The organism is Roseovarius sp. B08 (genome assembly GCF_051417955.1).
In the GTDB taxonomy this organism is placed as follows: domain Bacteria; phylum Pseudomonadota; class Alphaproteobacteria; order Rhodobacterales; family Rhodobacteraceae; genus Roseovarius.
Genome location: NZ_JBPRLW010000002.1, coordinates 164,652 through 178,904 on the forward strand (window position 1 = coordinate 164,652; position 14,253 = coordinate 178,904).

A 14,253-nucleotide genomic window follows, 5' to 3' on the forward strand; every position below is an offset into this window, starting at 1 on the left:
GTGCGAGCTTTCATGCTTGAGTCATGTCCAGGTCGGCAGACGGCCGATGTTCGTAGCGACTTACAAAATTGGATTAAGCCATCTGGCACAAGAAAATCTGTGCCGGCCGAATTATTTCAAGTCTAGATGCCGCGGGCCCGAAATCTGGCTGGCAGGAACACGCAATCAGTGGCACCTTGCCTCAAGGTGTTCACCTTAGATTTTAGGCTTAGAGGTACATTGCTCACTACATCAGACATTGCGTTTCAAAACAGAAAGCTTGAATCCGAAATTGTGCGAGAAGTCGCTTTGGGTGCCCCCGATAATGCGCGCGTGTGCATCCTGCGCGCTGCCCCTGCAGCCGGACTGACAAGCTTTCTGAAGCACGCCGCCCAACTTGTTCAGAGCGAAGACTGCCTCACAATCTACTCAAGCAGTCTTCGTAGCGGCTCGTCCCTGATCTACGATGATTTCTTTTTGTCCCTGAGTCAGCAAATGGAAGCACTTGCTCGTAGGATCGAGCGACCAGAGGCCTTCCGAAAATTCGTTCGAGATACTATCGGTGGCGGTTTGTCATTCTTCCTACCCGGCGGCGCGATGCTCAAACCCGCGACCGAGCAGGCTTTTGATCGTATCCGATCTACCTACCACTCGTCCCAAGCGGCGGATCGATTTGCGCGTCTCGTGACGACGCATTTGAAATCGAAATCGATCCTGTTTCTGATCGACAATGCCCAGTTCATTGCATCCGATGATCTCGATGTTTTTCGCGATGCCATCGGTGATGCAAAGTCCAACGTCAGGTTTCTGCTGGGATATGTGGACCGACCAAACTCACGTGTGTCGCTTGTTGACCTGAAAGATCGCATCGAAAGTGTTGGTCAGTCTGTGACTGTCAGCCCGTTCAAGATACCGGATCACCTACTGGCCGAGGATATTCTTTCTGCCGCGGGTGTGTTTGAAAGTGAATCTCAGGCAGCCAGGATTGCCGAAGAGACTGAGGGTAACGCACACCGCCTGATTTCAGTGGTAAGGACGCTCAAATCAGGTGCACCGCAAGGGATCACCGCAGACTTGTCCAAAGAAGCAAAAGCCTTGCTGCAATACTTGGTTGCAGCCGAACAGCCCCTGCCGATCTCAGTACTGTCGGGGGCGACAAAATTCGACCCGACGGTCAAGGACATGGACGATAGCGAAGTCGCGCGGGCCCTGTCATCTCTAGAGCGGCAATCTACTATCTCTTGGAAATCCTATCTCGGCAAACCCTTCGCCGCTGAGATCTCTGTGAGTTCTGATGAGGAAGTCGCCGGTCTACGGGCCAACCGTGTACTGATGCTCACGGCGCGCAATAGTCTCTACCAGGCCTTAGTGCGGGATCACGTCGAAACCGAACCTTCAAAAGACTACAAGGCAGCGTTGCTCTACACTCTTTCGCTAGATGTTGATCCCGAGAGGAGCCAGCGCTACGCGCTGGAATTGGTGGCCGGCGCCATCCGATCGGGAAGCCTGCAGACGGCGAAAGTTTTCGCCGATGCCCTGCCCGAACCAAATTCAACAAGAGATGAGCAAGCCTTCCTCTTGACGGTGGCCTTTCGGATCGCGACCAAACGCTATGAAGATGCCCTAGTTGCGCTTGACCAGGCTCCAGAAACCGCGTGGTCCGCGTCGGAGACTGCACAAGTTTATCGCGCAATCTCACTTAATCGGTGTCGCAAACACGTTGAAGCGAACGCGCTCATCGGCGACCTGTTGCGCAAGATCAGAGAGCCCGAAGTGATTAGCGTGCTCGGTGCCATTAAGATCGCAGGGTTGATGCACCTTGGCGAGGTGGAGAGCGCCCAACGGACTTTCGAAGGACTTGCATCCAAAGCGAAAGGCGCAAGCAACGAAGGCTACTTCCTAAGGAACGGGGCTGCTGCTTTCCCAGCGACAGAGGCGATCCGGTACCTTCTTGACGCAAAGGTCGCGTTCGAGCGCGAGAAAGACCACTTTGGCGCTGGCACCTGTCAAGCGAATATTGGTTCGATACGGGCAAATGCCGGAGATTTCGATACGGCCACCGCGGAATTCAACGGAGCATTAACTGCCCTGTCGCCTTTCGGCTTTGGGCATATGGAAGAAGTGCTGTGCAACTTGGCGTTCCTTGATGTGAGAGACGGGAATCACCGAAGCGCTGCGCACCGGCTCGGCGACATGCTGCGGTACAGTCAGCCGAACATGCCGAAGCTCTATGCACTTGATCACATGGCCCTTTTGGAAACCATGCTGGGGCACCACGATAAGGCACGAAACTACATAAGTGAAGGCGATGCGCTTTGTGTCTCTGTTGAGGTTCCGGTCGCGCAAATCCGGCACCAACTGAATACGGCGCTCTTGCAGTTGCTCTTGGGTGATGAACGTAGTTCGATCGAAGAACTGAATGAAATTGTCGCGTCTGCCCAGGGCCAGAACAAAGTCGTGGCGGATGGCATCGTGCGGAAGATAGAGTCTGTCCGGGAGTCCCCGACCCCCGGAGCGGTGTTAAAAGCGTATAGCCCTGGATTTCTGGAATATTGGTCGTTTGATGCTCTTGGACTATTGCCCCGACGTTTGCTGCCGCAGATAGCTGAATGCTAGTACATGTGAGACCAGTGCCTCTTGGCTGATGCCGGCGTTTCCAAGCGAGAACATCAAGCTGCCGAAGCTGGAGATATCACAGCAGATATTCACTTCCAGGAACTGGAACGTGCCGCTTTCGTCGTCGACGCGGAAATCAAACCGTGCGTAGTCCAGTGGACAGAGTTCTCGATAGATCTTGAGCGCGGCGGACTTCAGCGCTGCGACGAGCTCGGCGTTGTCCAAAAATTCAAAGCTCATATCTGAGCCCGTCTGCAATTTGTCATCCTGGGTGATGATCTGAAATGGACCCGATCCGTGCAGTACCACGGGTTCGAAGACCATCGGTTCGGCGTTGCCGATGATCGGCACAGTCACGTTACGCCCGGGCGCGAATTGCTCGATCAGTGCGTCCAAGCGATCCGTATGAAGTGCGTCAGCTTGTGCACACGCGCCCTGCCACGTTGTCTGCCGAGAATATTGCGTCACTTGTTCAGACGCAGCGCCAAGGCGCGGCTTCACGAAAAACGGGCCTGCGAACGGTTGCTCATCAGGCGCTCTCAGGTAGCGGGAGCTGATCACCGACGGGGTAGTTGGCACCCCCAACGCCCGCACCAGATGCTTGGCGAGATGCTTGTCTTCTGCCAGAGCCCGAACCGCGGGAGAAGCACCTAGGTATTTTACACCGGCATATTCGCAGAGAGTCGACACAAAGACCTCACCGTTGTTCATCTTCACCCTGTTCATCAGCGAAAAAACGTAGTCTGACGCGGGAATCAGGTCCTCGATGCCAACTTCACTGTCGGTCACGTCGATCGACCCGGCGACGGCCTCCAGAGCTTCGCGAATTTCCTGATGATACCTGGGATACTGACCGGAGATCGCAGGTGCGGTGGCTTGGTCTTCGAGGACGTGCCGGGCGGCAAAGAGCAACCGGAAATCCCTTGGCGGTTCAAATTGCAACAGCTCAGTCATGAGATACCCACCGCCGCTTTTTGGCCTGACGGGGGTAAGTGATTGGCCCGCAGATAGCGTCCCAATCCGACTTTCGCGCTACAATGACATCACTGTCTGTCACCATGGCCAAGCAGATCGGACAAGCACCAAGGCTGCAATCTGCGTGTTCGGGAAACGGTGTATTTTCGTCGCTTGCGCGAGTATTGTTTCGGGGGCAGCTACAACACGTGCGCCGATACCCGGATGGTTCACTGCCTGTCACAGTTGGCTCTCCTGTTGGAAGAACCCCTTGACCGCACTTACTACATAGGTACTTGTTGCTTGTGGCGTTGGGGGACTCTGATGTTTCGCAACTGCAGAAAATCCCATTTTCTTGCCTTCTGGCAAGACGCCACATCCTTCCATACCAGTAATCTTGATAGCGCCGCTCACCAACTCCGCGCTCAACGAAAGACTTGCAACTCTCAATGATGTTTGAGAGATGGAACTCTGTGGGAGTTGTCAGAATTGGATTAGTGAGTGGCAATTATCGAAGAAGATAATCGCAAGCCGAAGCATGGACCGGCTGTCTACGCGATTCTATATACCGGCGCAATCGCAAAGCTGCTCTTTTCCTACTACAGGGTTGATCCCGAAAAATCACTTAACCCGGCTGACTTAGCTGATCTCCTTGTTCCCGAATACGGTGATGCGGCATTCGATGAGCTGGACGGCACCATGATCAAGGCGGGCAATGAATCCCGCCTGAAGGTGGTCTACAATGCGGTCCTGACCATGTGTGCAAAAGAGCTCGTCAAGAACGACAGCTTTTGCAGTACCCGTCCATACACAACCGGAGTGGTCTCTGCCGAAGCCCTCAATATCGCCGCCACCGCCCCTCCTCCACTAATTGAACTGAAACACCTGCTCACTTTTCTCGAAGAGGCCATCGATCGCGCTTTCGATTGGGCGCGATGCCAGCGCTATGTTCACAAAAACGGTGCCTGGAAGCAGGCCATGCAACAGCTATGCGAGGCCGCCAACAGCAGCCGAAACAGCGCGACGCGCAGCAACAGTCCAAATGTCCAGCGGGTTCGCGATGTCACCAAGACCTTCGGCATGATCTTCGAATTGGTCATGGGGCGTGAAGAGTTGCGCAACATGCAGGTCGAGCTTGGTCTTGGTGATATGACCGCGGCCCTCCGCGCCGCCGCAATCGGACGCAGCGTGGAAAAACAGCTCAAGGACGATCACACGACCGGCGGCTTCTTTGTGTATCGCCGCGCGCGTTCGTCAATCACCAACCGGATCCACGATATTGATCTGATCGTCCGGGACTTTGTGTGGCTTCTGCCAGGGTTTTCTAGCACCGAAGACGCCGACAGAGGGGTCCATGGGTACTACTTCTCGGCCTTCGATGAGGAGGTCTATGAGATCACCAATCGACCAAGTGTTGCGGATCGGCGCGAACTTCTCAAGATCGACGCCGTTGCCAGGCGCACCAAGGGTCCGGACAAACATCTCAGCCTCTATGCACCGAACATTCCGTTCCACGCCGCCGATGGCTTTACCCTGGGTACGATTGTCGGCTCTCTGCGTGACACGCAGCGCACCGGAGGATGGACCTGCGTGCTGTTGCGCCCGGACCTCGAGCCTCGTGAGATCTATGCGCTGAACTCGGTCGCATACAGCTTCCACAAGCTACTGTCTCCGATCCCCAAGACCTATGGCACCGAGATTGACCGGTTTCGCGATACTATGCAGGTCGCGTCGCTCGTCGGCGTTTTCACCTCCCGTCTTCTGGAAAGCGTGAACGATCCATCCGTTCCGATCACACCGGACAGCGCCGATCTAAGGCGATCCGACCTTATGGCCTGCTTTTGCTATTGTCGCGTTGCCCTTTAATCTGAGACGCGACGCGTTTGGCGACAATTTTTGCCCTTAATTGTGAGATACGGCTGTCATGGGGCCCCTGTTTCTCGCGCACCTTTGCGCGATGTGATCAACCGCGGCAAGCAATCGAGGCTCCTTCTCGAAGGCGCGCAAGAGAGCAACCCTTGCATAGTCGTCGATGCTTTTGCTGACGATGGCTGCCTTAGCCAAGGGATGAGATCGAGCGGCGGCGATTGCGGCGAGGCAGAACAGCCTAACTTCCGATCTGGGGTTCTGGACAGCGAACGACGGATCCCCGCGGAAGGTTTTGAGTGACATGGCAAAGGTGACTGCGCGCATTGCGCGCCGAAGTTGCTTGGGGCCGCGCGAGCGCGCGGCGCACTCAAGCATCTCTGCCCCGCGGCGCGCTCGGTATATCAGTTTTCCAGATATTTGTTCCTCACGGAGTTTGCCAAGGGTCTGCACAAGTCTCGTCCCGCAAACTTGGCAGTCAAATGCCCAGGCCCGCCTCCAATGCCTGAGCGAAAGACCCTCTCTGGCGCATTGCATGCAATGCTGGAATGGCATCTGAGCCGTCAGCGAGGCTTCTCGTGGCGTCATTGCCGGAAAGGTCAAAGATCGAACAACATCTGGGTTAACCCGTGCGGCGTTGGCAATCTTCGCCGCCGCAGCCGCGTCGACGTTGAAGTCCAAGGCGGTGCCATGCGCGGTATCGATTCTGAGATGAGCCAGTAGTTCCGCATCATCACAGTAGTTGGCCGCCGCCAGCCGAGACAACCAACCTGACAACAACTCGTCTGGCAGCGGCGCGACAGTCTTGGGCAGCGGGTGCGGCTTCACACCCGGGACTTCTGGAGCCGCCGATGGGGGTTCGCATGGCGCGACCAAACCGGCGTCCATTTTGCGATTGCGTCATCGGTGATGCATTCCTCGCCTGTGATAATGGCGTCGATGGAAAGATCCTTGACCAGAGCGAAGATGCGCGAGGTCACCCCACCGGTCAGTGCCAAGACCTGCTTGAGAGATTTGACCTTCAGGTTGGACTTCTTTTCCAGTGGCATGGCAGCAATAAGGGTCTGGATCATGTCCGAGAACTCGGCATCGTCGCGCCAGTTTGGCAGATGATGTTCGTCCAGCCGTCGGGCAAGCTGGATATCACCGCGAATAGCATCGACGGCCTCGCTGACCCCAAGGCAGACCAGTGACACCTCGAGTTCATTGCTGAGATACCGCAGGACATTGAGAAATCGGCGCTGTTCGCGGTGGGTCCCGGCCAAGAGATTGTGGACCTCGTCGATCATGATCATCCGCAGGCCAAGGTCGCGTAAGAGCGCGATGACACGGACTTCGAGGGAAGCCACATTTTGAGCGCGGGCGCTAAGAGCCGTCGCCGGGGCGCCGACGGCGGCCAGGATGTGCAGGTAAAACCGCCGTTCATCAGGTGCGGGCGGCGCTTGCAACAGCAGAAGCGGTGTGCGGGTGATGCCCGACGCCGGATCGTATTCTGGTGCGTACTTGCGCGACAGGTTTCGGGCAATCATCGTCTTTCCGATCCCGGAGGCGCCATGCACAAGAAGCCCAGGCATACGGGTTTGTCGTGGCGCTTCGATCATGCCCTGCAAGCGGTCCAACACCTGTTCCGCCCGAGGAAAGCCGATCCAGATATCCGATTGAATGAGGGCGATCCGGCCGTCTTCTTCAGTTGTCCCTGCCCTCAATTCACCATCTCTCCACCTTGAACAATGGGCGCGATGTATCACCCGTATCGATCGGGCGCAGCCCTTCGGTTGTCGAGACGGCCGAGTTCGTGCCCTTCAATGTCCCTTTTCTTTCACGGGTTCTGCGTTCGGCCTTCGTCAGGCCCCGGCTTTCAGCTTCGATCTGGCGTTGCTGTCGGATCAGCTCAGCCAGCACCAGCTCATTAGACCCGGACTTGCCAAGGGCACGGGCCTTCCTCATCGCTTCGCGATATTCCCAGAGCGAGACGGGCGGAATTTCCAGGTTTCTGTACCGCGCCTCAACATACCGGCCATCGTCCAGTTCGACCCAGATCATTGAGATATCGCGAGGATCGTAGCGAACGACCACCTTTCCATCCCCGCGCCCAATGTGGCCTGCAAGGGCATCGGACCAGTACCTTATCTGGAACAGATGGATGCCGTCACGCCTGATCTTGCGCAGTTCACTCGGCAGGAAGCTCACCTGAAAGGCTTCCATCTCGAAGGGGATGTCGCCTGTCATTTGCTCTGAGAGCGCCTCCCATTTGGCAACGGGCGTGCAGCCAAGACTTGAATGAATGCTGTTGTTGTAACGGCAGATTTCCAGAGCAAACCAGCGATCGAATTCGCTCAACGTCATCGTGGCCTTGCTTTCGGCGTCATAGTCGCCCTTTGCCGCGATCGAGGATTGCGTTGTTCCCGGCAACAGGTGAACGGCCCCCATCATGGTGCCGATCAACCGTTCGATGTGACCACCGAAGTGAGGACTTGCTGGCGGTCGATAGACCAGATCGATCCCCCAATCCGCACAGGCCGACCGAAAGGCGCGCGACCGGAAATCGCGACCGTTATCGACGTGGATGCTGTGCGGTTTGCCCTGTGCCGGCCAAGGAACATCGCACGCCAATTCCGCAAGAAGTTCCTCCTTGAGGGCCACCGCCTGTGTCAGGCAAAGCGCCACTGACAGACGCGAAGGTGCCTCGAGAGAGGTGTAATATCCGGTCACCATCCGCGTTGCGACGTCGATCGCCAGCGTGACCCAAGGCCGCCCAATTGGTTTGCGTTCAAAGCCGTCGACAAGAATGATGTCCGCCGGTGTATGATCAATTTGGACGATCTCCAGTGGCATACTGGCCTTGTTCTCACCTGTGACCGGCGCAAATTTCTGGCGGGCCGCCTTTGCGCCCTCTCGTGCCTTCGCAACTTCGCGGGCATCCATCGCATCCAGACGACGCTGAACCGTTCGCCGTGTCGGCGGTTGCAAGCCCTCCTGCCAGCAAGCGCTGCGGATTTCTGTCACGACGCGCGACAAGCTCGAACGCTCCCGGCGCAAGAAATAGCGGCGAAGGTGCTCCTCGATTACCGCTTCGACTTTGCTGGATATTAACATCGTCCCGGTCGGGCGGCCCCGTTTCCGCGGAGCCAGAGCGCTGGTGCGCCCACCCTCTTCCGCCAACCGTTTTATCCAACGCCAGACCGTCGCCCTGCTGACACCAAGCTCCCAAACGGCGTCATTGATGCCACGTTCCAGGCTGCCAGTCCCATTGAGATATGCCTGAACAAGAGGGCGCAGCACCGCGGCCCTGCGCGCCTCTTCAGCACCAACGGCAACGGAGTCTTCGCCATCATCATTCATCGATATTTGCCGCAAATGTCTGTGAACCCTGTCTCAGGTTTAAGGGTAAAAATATCAGAATTAAAGGCAAAATCTCATATTTAAGGGCAAAGCTCAGCCGTTGATTTCGTTGGATTTCCCATCTCACAATTAAGGGCTACGCGACAACAGGATTTGAAGTCAATGAATTGTTGAGAAACCCGGAACCCATTTCCCCGGTCTGATGATCATTCCCTCCTCGAGGACCAGTTAGCCAACATCAAAGAGGCCCGGCGCGCGGTCGTAGTGAACGCTCTGCAAACCCACGCCGCAATTCGCAGCGCCACAGTGCAGGAAGTCAGTAAACAGTGAACGAAGATAAGGGTGAGGGCGTCGCGATCGCCAATCTGATCGGGACCGATGGGTGCAGTGTTGTTGGTTGGGTTTATCGCTGGAGTACAGGCTCACATGCGGTGATGTGGGACGTCCAAGGGCCCCAGCAGGTATCGGAAACCCGGCCCGATATAAGTGACGAACAGAAGCAAGAAATCGACTTCGATGCGCTGACGAGGATCGGAAGAAGCGACGACAGGTGAACAGAGCGAAGCCGCGGTGTTGCCGAAACGCCAAACAGCATGTGGACCGCGACGTGTATACGGTGCGGTCGTACACGCCAAAGAAGCCGTCTTCATAGACAAATCTAGGCGGCGGCAGGTCAGTAGTTCACCTGCTCGAACCCGTAGTTGCCCTCATAGTCACGCCAATCGACGAAGACGGATCGGTGATAAATGCCAGGGCAATGCTCGCCCCAGCGTTCAAGGCCTACGTGAGCCGAAGGAAGAGCAGTGACGGAAGACCTTTGCCAGGCGAAGTCACCTTGGGTCCCGTAAGTGCCGAGAACCACGGTCGCGCTTCGGTTACAGTCCCCATCGCGCCCGGACTCGTGCTGTCGTGCATACCGTACATCAAATACGCGAATGGACCGGACGAAATTGAATTCCGGCCCGCTGATATCGATGTCTGCGCGATCTTGAACGAGCCCGAGGGTCCGGTCGGTGGGAACAAGGTCACGGGCATCTGGAGCGCGCCAAGAAACTTCAATTGGGTCAGCGGCGTCGCGCCCTGGAAAGGACTGTCGCGGTCCAGCGCTGTTGTTTTGGAAGAACGCATCAAAGATGCGGTTTGCATTGTTTGATGATGGAGCGGCCTCAAAGGACGCGCCCATGGGACAGCGCCAGATTTGCAGCGGCGGTTCCACCGGCCAAGGTGTAATCCGCCGGATGAATTCGGCGCGGGCTCGGGCGCAAGGGACCGAAGCAGGCCAGCCGCCAGACAGGCACAGGAGGATCGCGCAATCGATCGGGTATGTCTGCGCGCGGGCGGGTATCGTTAGCGAAGAACCTGTCACGATCAAAGCGAATGCGACCGAGGGGAGGAGCTTCTTAAGTAACTGGCGCATGCTGAGGAACCTCCGTGACAGGAGTTGAGCATACATACGATAATATACTATTGCAACTCGAAATACAAAGGCGCATAATTGTAATTATGTCAACCGGATGCGCTCTGAGTTCAATCAAACAACATTACGATTTGGTAGTGCTCCGGCAAGGGCAGTGCCACCGTACTGAAGTTACTCCTTTGCGAAAGGAGCGACCATGTTCAGAAAATTCGGATTGCTCTTGGGCCTCGCAACTGCTGTAGTTCGTATGTTTTAGTTTCGAACAGATGCTGCCTTCTGCGAAGGCATCTGATTGAAAGCTCCCCTACCTTTCACTTGCCCAAGCGATTGCCGCATCCGTTCCCGAGGGGTCGAACTGGCGAAGTTCGGCCTTGGTCAGCACATCGGCGAACTTGGTGCCCCACTCCATCAAAGCCCCTTCGCCCACCACAGCAACGCGGCGGAAGTCGTTCCTATGGGCTGTGTCGATCTTCAGATCTTCGAGCAGAGCGGACGGCCCCTCGTAGCCTTCAAACCTCGTAAGATCGAGAACCAGGCCGGGCTTGCTTGTCTCTTGCAGGCGCTGATGAAGCAGGGCGTGCATCCGCTTCAGGTCACTTTCGCTGAGCTTGCCCTCGCAGGCAAGGCCAATCATCTCGTCATGATCTGTCAGTGTCTCGGTGAACATGGTTTTTCTCCTCTTCTTCCGGCTTGCCGTGACCGTAAAGGTTGGCGTTTTGGTGCGCGCGGTCTTCGTGCTCAAATTCCAGACTCGAATGGCCGATGCTGAAATCGTCCTTCAGCCGGTCCTTGATCGTGGCCTTGACCTTTTCGATTTGACCCCAGCCGTCCGCTGTCAGCACGACGTGGCAGTCCAGAGCCGCCTCGTGCTCCTGCATCTGCCACAGATGCACGTGATGAACGTCCGCGACACCATCCACACCCCGCATCGCCTCAACGACGGCTTCATTATCGATGTCCGGTGGACTGCCGAGCATCAGCGTCCGAATCGGACCGCCGATCTCGGTAAATGCGAGGTAGAGGATGTAGAGAGCGATGCCGATGGTGATCGCCGGGTCGACCCACCGCATGTCGTAGAGGAGGATGAGGGAGCCCCCGATGATGACCGCGACCGAGGCCAAAGCGTCCGATAGGTTGTGCAGGAAGAGCGCACGGATGTTCACGCTGCCTTTCTGCATCGAATAGGTGAGCAGCGCCGTCAACGTGTCCACGACCAGTGCCACACCGCCCAGGATCACCACCGTCCAGCCCTGTACATCTGGTGGGTCGATCATGCGCATGCCACCCTCGTAGATCAGGTAGAAGCCGATCAGGATCAGTGTCGTGTAGTTGATGAGCGCTGCGACGATTTCTACCCGCCCATAGCCGAAGGTCATGCGCTTGTCCGCCGGGCGGCGAGCGATCTTACGCGCGAAGAAGGCGATCACCAGCGACGCCATGTCCGAGAAATTGTGCAGGGCATCCGCGATCAGCGCGAGGCTGCCGGAAAGGATCCCGCCGACGATCTGCGCGACCGTCAGGAGGCCGTTGGCCCAGATGGCGATGGAGACGCGACGATCACCGGATTGAGGATCGATGTGGGCGTGGCCGTGATCATGCGGCACGGTTCGTCTCCTCATGGCGGTGGTTCGGCCGATTGAATCCGGGGACCGGCGGCAAGATTCGGCGGCGGATGCGGCGAACCCTGGCATTCATCCAGTGACGGATGACGTGGCGATAGAGCAAGTCGCGCACAAATCCGAAGTTCTGGCGGTGCTTTGAGTAGAAATCGTCGGGCGCGTCAAAGGTTCCGAAATCGCGAGCAATACCGGTTTTCTGGATGTACGTGTCATTCCCGGTCCAGGCGACAGGCGGGGCGCTCAGACTTTCCGTTCCAACCCCGTAGCCGCACAGACTATCCGTGTCGCGGAATTCGTGCTGCAACGCTTGCAAGAAGGACGCGTCCAGGATGAAGCCTTCGAGATTGACCCATCCGTCCCCCAAGTCCACCTCTACCCAGGAGTGGAGGATTTCGGACGGCGCGAGGGGATAGACGAGTTCCGGAACGACGCCTCTCTGAAGCGCCTTGTGGATTGTGAATCCGTGCAGTCGGCAGCGAACTCCCACGCCACGCAGCAGGGCCATGAGGAGCGTGCCCTTGGTGTTGCACTGCCCGTGGCCATCTGCGAGGACCTCGGACGCCGGAATGTCGTCGGCGCGGTTGTAGCCGAAGGTAATCTCGTTCCTGACGAAATCATAGATGGCCCCAGTTCGGTCCTCGCTGGGAAGGTCTGCCCAGCCGCGCTCCTCGATCAGTTTTGCAATTGAGGTCGCGTCAAACTCCAGCAGCCGGGTTTTGGCCGAATGAGGGTCGGCGGGGTTCACGGGATAGCTCCTCGAATCGTTCACGAGAATATGTAGTTGCTACAGTCACTATAGCTTCAAGCCCCGATTTCAGGCGATGTCCTCACTTGCCTGATTGTCATCGTGCACCGCCTTGTGGTGTTCACCATGCGCGTCTTTCAGGATACCGACGCCACCCCAGGCCGCGATGCCGGCGACAATCACGCCCACGACAAGGTCCGGCCAGTTCGTTCCGAGCCAAGCCACGAGCCCGCCTGCGACGACGATTCCGAGATTGGCCGCGAAGTCGTTCCAGCTGAAGGTATTCGCCGCTCGGATGTTCACGTCTGGATCGCGAAGCCGTGCCAGCAGCCAGACGCAAAGTGCGTTGATGGCCGCCGCTACCAGCGCCATGACAATCATGATCGTGCCAAGAGGATCCGATCCGCCGACGTAGCGGCGCCAGGCGTCATACAGGATGCCAAGGGCGAAGAGGATCAGCAGGCCGCCCGAAACGTTCGCCGCTCCGCGCTTCCACTTGGCCGAGCGGGACAGCGCGAAGAGGCTGATCGCGTAGACGAAACTGTCCGACAGATTGTCGAGGCCATTGGCGATAAGCGCGCTTGAATCGCCGAATGCGCCCGAGGCGAAGAAAGCGATTGCCAGCCCGATGTTGAGACCCAGCACGATCCAGAGTGTGCGTCTTTCCGTTGCGTTTCTCTGCTCCGCCATGCCGGGTATCCAAATTATTAAATTGCCAATAAGTAACTAACACCGGGCTTTCTGCGTTCCGATCAAAGGTCCTCAAAATAGCTCAGGCACCGATTTGTTCATGCTCGGTCAGGCATTCGGAATGGTCACGCAGCACCTCGAGCACACGGCAGTCTGAAGTCTGCCCGCCGCTGCACTCATGCACCATCCGCTTCAATTCCGTCCGCAGCGCCTCGAGCCGCGCCAATCGTTGCTCGACCTGTTTGAGTTGCCGACGGGCTATTGCATCCGCCTCCGCGCAGGACTTTCCCGGATGATCGCTGAGATCGAGGAGCTCACGGATCGCGTCCAACGAGAATCCCAGTTGCCGTGCGTGCCGGACGAATGACAAGCGGTCGAGTTCGGCGTCGCCATAGCGTCGTTGGCCCCCCCGGTCCTGCCGGGCTCAGGCATAAGTCCGATCTGCTCGTAATACCGGATGGTCTGCACCTTTGTTCCGGTCTTCTTCGCCAGCGTCCCAATCGTCAGCATTTCCGCTCCCCACATTACCTACAGTGGGTGTAGCTTTATGCGGTGCGAATCACAAGCTTCACCTGAGTTTCACAGATCGGTGATTGTTGGCCGACCGATGACAATCACGCTTGAACCTACAGTAGCTAGAGGATGTAAACGCACACAAAATATAGAATCAAGTTCGGGCGGAGCGGCGTGAGGCTTTCAGGTCTTCAGAAGGTATTGTGGATGTTGGCGGGCGCGGCGGCGTTCGTTTTCATCTGGCTGTTCCAGTGATCTAACTATTTTGCCGCCCGGCGTCGAGACTCGACGGGTGAACTATCGGAGGTACCGTGAAAAGTTAGTTGAGGACTTACCTTTAAACAGCGTTAGCCTATAAGCGCGACACCATGGAGAGCGGGTCAAATTTGTGTTCGACGCAGAAAAAAGACTGTTTTGCAGGAAGCCCAAACGAGCATCGCTGTCGCCTAGCTATTCGGAGTCTTGTCTGGGCCTACTGTTTGAGGGGTGACGGCATCGCAACGCGTTCGAGA

The 14,253-nt window shown here is 57.0% G+C and carries 12 protein-coding genes and 1 pseudogene; 3 read left to right on the forward strand and 10 right to left on the reverse strand.

The genetic code is table 11. From position 1 onward, the window contains the following. Positions 1-168: 168 nt before the first annotated feature. Complete coding sequence (locus tag ACSQ76_RS22105) at positions 169-2,595, forward strand: hypothetical protein (protein WP_437158356.1); 2,427 nt, start codon at positions 169-171, stop codon at positions 2,593-2,595. Here ACSQ76_RS22105 and ACSQ76_RS22110 read toward each other — a convergent pair. Beyond that, positions 2,554-3,549 carry a hypothetical protein gene (locus ACSQ76_RS22110; RefSeq protein ID WP_437158357.1) on the reverse strand — a complete coding sequence of 332 codons (996 nt, stop codon included), beginning with the start codon at positions 3,547-3,549 and terminating at the stop codon, positions 2,554-2,556. The genes ACSQ76_RS22105 and ACSQ76_RS22110 overlap by 42 nt on opposite strands. 501 nt (positions 3,550-4,050) lie before the next feature. On the opposite strand from ACSQ76_RS22110, the gene ACSQ76_RS22115 reads away from it, so the two are divergent. Next, positions 4,051-5,415 (forward strand): hypothetical protein, encoded by a 1,365-nt coding sequence (locus ACSQ76_RS22115; RefSeq protein ID WP_437158358.1) that lies wholly within the window; start codon positions 4,051-4,053, stop codon positions 5,413-5,415. A 36-nt stretch (positions 5,416-5,451) separates the two neighbouring features. Here ACSQ76_RS22115 and ACSQ76_RS22120 read toward each other — a convergent pair whose 3' ends face one another. Genes ACSQ76_RS22120 through ACSQ76_RS22130 form a run of 3 tightly spaced genes read right to left on the reverse strand, consistent with a single transcriptional unit; the run spans position 5,452 to position 8,757 of the window. Then, on the reverse strand, positions 5,452-6,243 hold the full coding sequence (locus tag ACSQ76_RS22120; protein WP_038147409.1) for a TniQ family protein: 792 nt from the start codon (positions 6,241-6,243) through the stop codon (positions 5,452-5,454). Further along, on the reverse strand, positions 6,240-7,121 hold the full coding sequence (locus ACSQ76_RS22125; RefSeq protein WP_038147410.1) for a TniB family NTP-binding protein: 882 nt from the start codon (positions 7,119-7,121) through the stop codon (positions 6,240-6,242). The genes ACSQ76_RS22120 and ACSQ76_RS22125 overlap by 4 nt, the downstream gene beginning before the upstream one ends. A gap of 1 nt (position 7,122) precedes the next feature. Next, positions 7,123-8,757, reverse strand: coding sequence for a Mu transposase C-terminal domain-containing protein (locus ACSQ76_RS22130; RefSeq protein WP_140849483.1), 1,635 nt, complete (start codon positions 8,755-8,757; stop codon positions 7,123-7,125). A 326-nt stretch (positions 8,758-9,083) separates the two neighbouring features. On the opposite strand from ACSQ76_RS22130, the gene ACSQ76_RS22135 reads away from it, so the two are divergent. Further along, complete coding sequence (locus ACSQ76_RS22135; protein WP_108895409.1) at positions 9,084-9,311, forward strand: hypothetical protein; 228 nt, start codon at positions 9,084-9,086, stop codon at positions 9,309-9,311. A gap of 119 nt (positions 9,312-9,430) precedes the next feature. On the opposite strand, the gene ACSQ76_RS22140 is transcribed toward ACSQ76_RS22135, so the two are convergent. The 6 genes and pseudogenes from ACSQ76_RS22140 to ACSQ76_RS22165 all read right to left on the reverse strand — a co-directional run bounded on the left by ACSQ76_RS22140 (position 9,431) and on the right by ACSQ76_RS22165 (position 13,738). After that, positions 9,431-10,174 (reverse strand): hypothetical protein, encoded by a 744-nt coding sequence (locus ACSQ76_RS22140; RefSeq protein ID WP_108895408.1) that lies wholly within the window; start codon positions 10,172-10,174, stop codon positions 9,431-9,433. Positions 10,175-10,478: 304 nt separating this feature from the next. Further along, entirely contained in the window at positions 10,479-10,841 is a 363-nt protein-coding gene (locus ACSQ76_RS22145) for an STAS/SEC14 domain-containing protein (RefSeq protein ID WP_108895407.1), read from the reverse strand. Continuing rightward, positions 10,813-11,778: a cation diffusion facilitator family transporter gene (locus ACSQ76_RS22150; RefSeq protein WP_108895406.1), complete on the reverse strand. Its 966-nt coding sequence runs from the start codon at positions 11,776-11,778 to the stop codon at positions 10,813-10,815. The genes ACSQ76_RS22145 and ACSQ76_RS22150 overlap by 29 nt, the downstream gene beginning before the upstream one ends. Continuing rightward, a complete protein-coding gene (locus ACSQ76_RS22155; RefSeq protein ID WP_437158359.1) occupies positions 11,768-12,538 on the reverse strand; it encodes a transglutaminase-like domain-containing protein in 771 nt (256 codons plus the stop codon). The genes ACSQ76_RS22150 and ACSQ76_RS22155 overlap by 11 nt, the downstream gene beginning before the upstream one ends. Before the next feature lie 69 nt (positions 12,539-12,607). Further along, positions 12,608-13,228: a cation transporter gene (locus tag ACSQ76_RS22160; RefSeq protein ID WP_074837395.1), complete on the reverse strand. Its 621-nt coding sequence runs from the start codon at positions 13,226-13,228 to the stop codon at positions 12,608-12,610. Positions 13,229-13,310: 82 nt separating this feature from the next. Continuing rightward, positions 13,311-13,738: pseudogene (locus ACSQ76_RS22165) on the reverse strand (MerR family transcriptional regulator). Positions 13,739-14,253: the final 515 nt, after the last annotated feature.

Bases quoted from the DNA above. Each gene is read 5' to 3' on its own strand.
- ACSQ76_RS22110 (WP_437158357.1), bottom strand. From the start codon at position 3,549: ATGACTGAGCTGTTGCAATTTGAACCGCCAAGGGATTTCCGGTTGCTC.
- ACSQ76_RS22130 (WP_140849483.1), bottom strand. From the start codon at position 8,757: ATGAATGATGATGGCGAAGACTCCGTTGCCGTTGGTGCTGAAGAGGCG.
- ACSQ76_RS22140 (WP_108895408.1), bottom strand. From the start codon at position 10,174: ATGCGCCAGTTACTTAAGAAGCTCCTCCCCTCGGTCGCATTCGCTTTG.
- ACSQ76_RS22145 (WP_108895407.1), bottom strand. From the start codon at position 10,841: ATGTTCACCGAGACACTGACAGATCATGACGAGATGATTGGCCTTGCC.
- ACSQ76_RS22160 (WP_074837395.1), bottom strand. From the start codon at position 13,228: ATGGCGGAGCAGAGAAACGCAACGGAAAGACGCACACTCTGGATCGTG.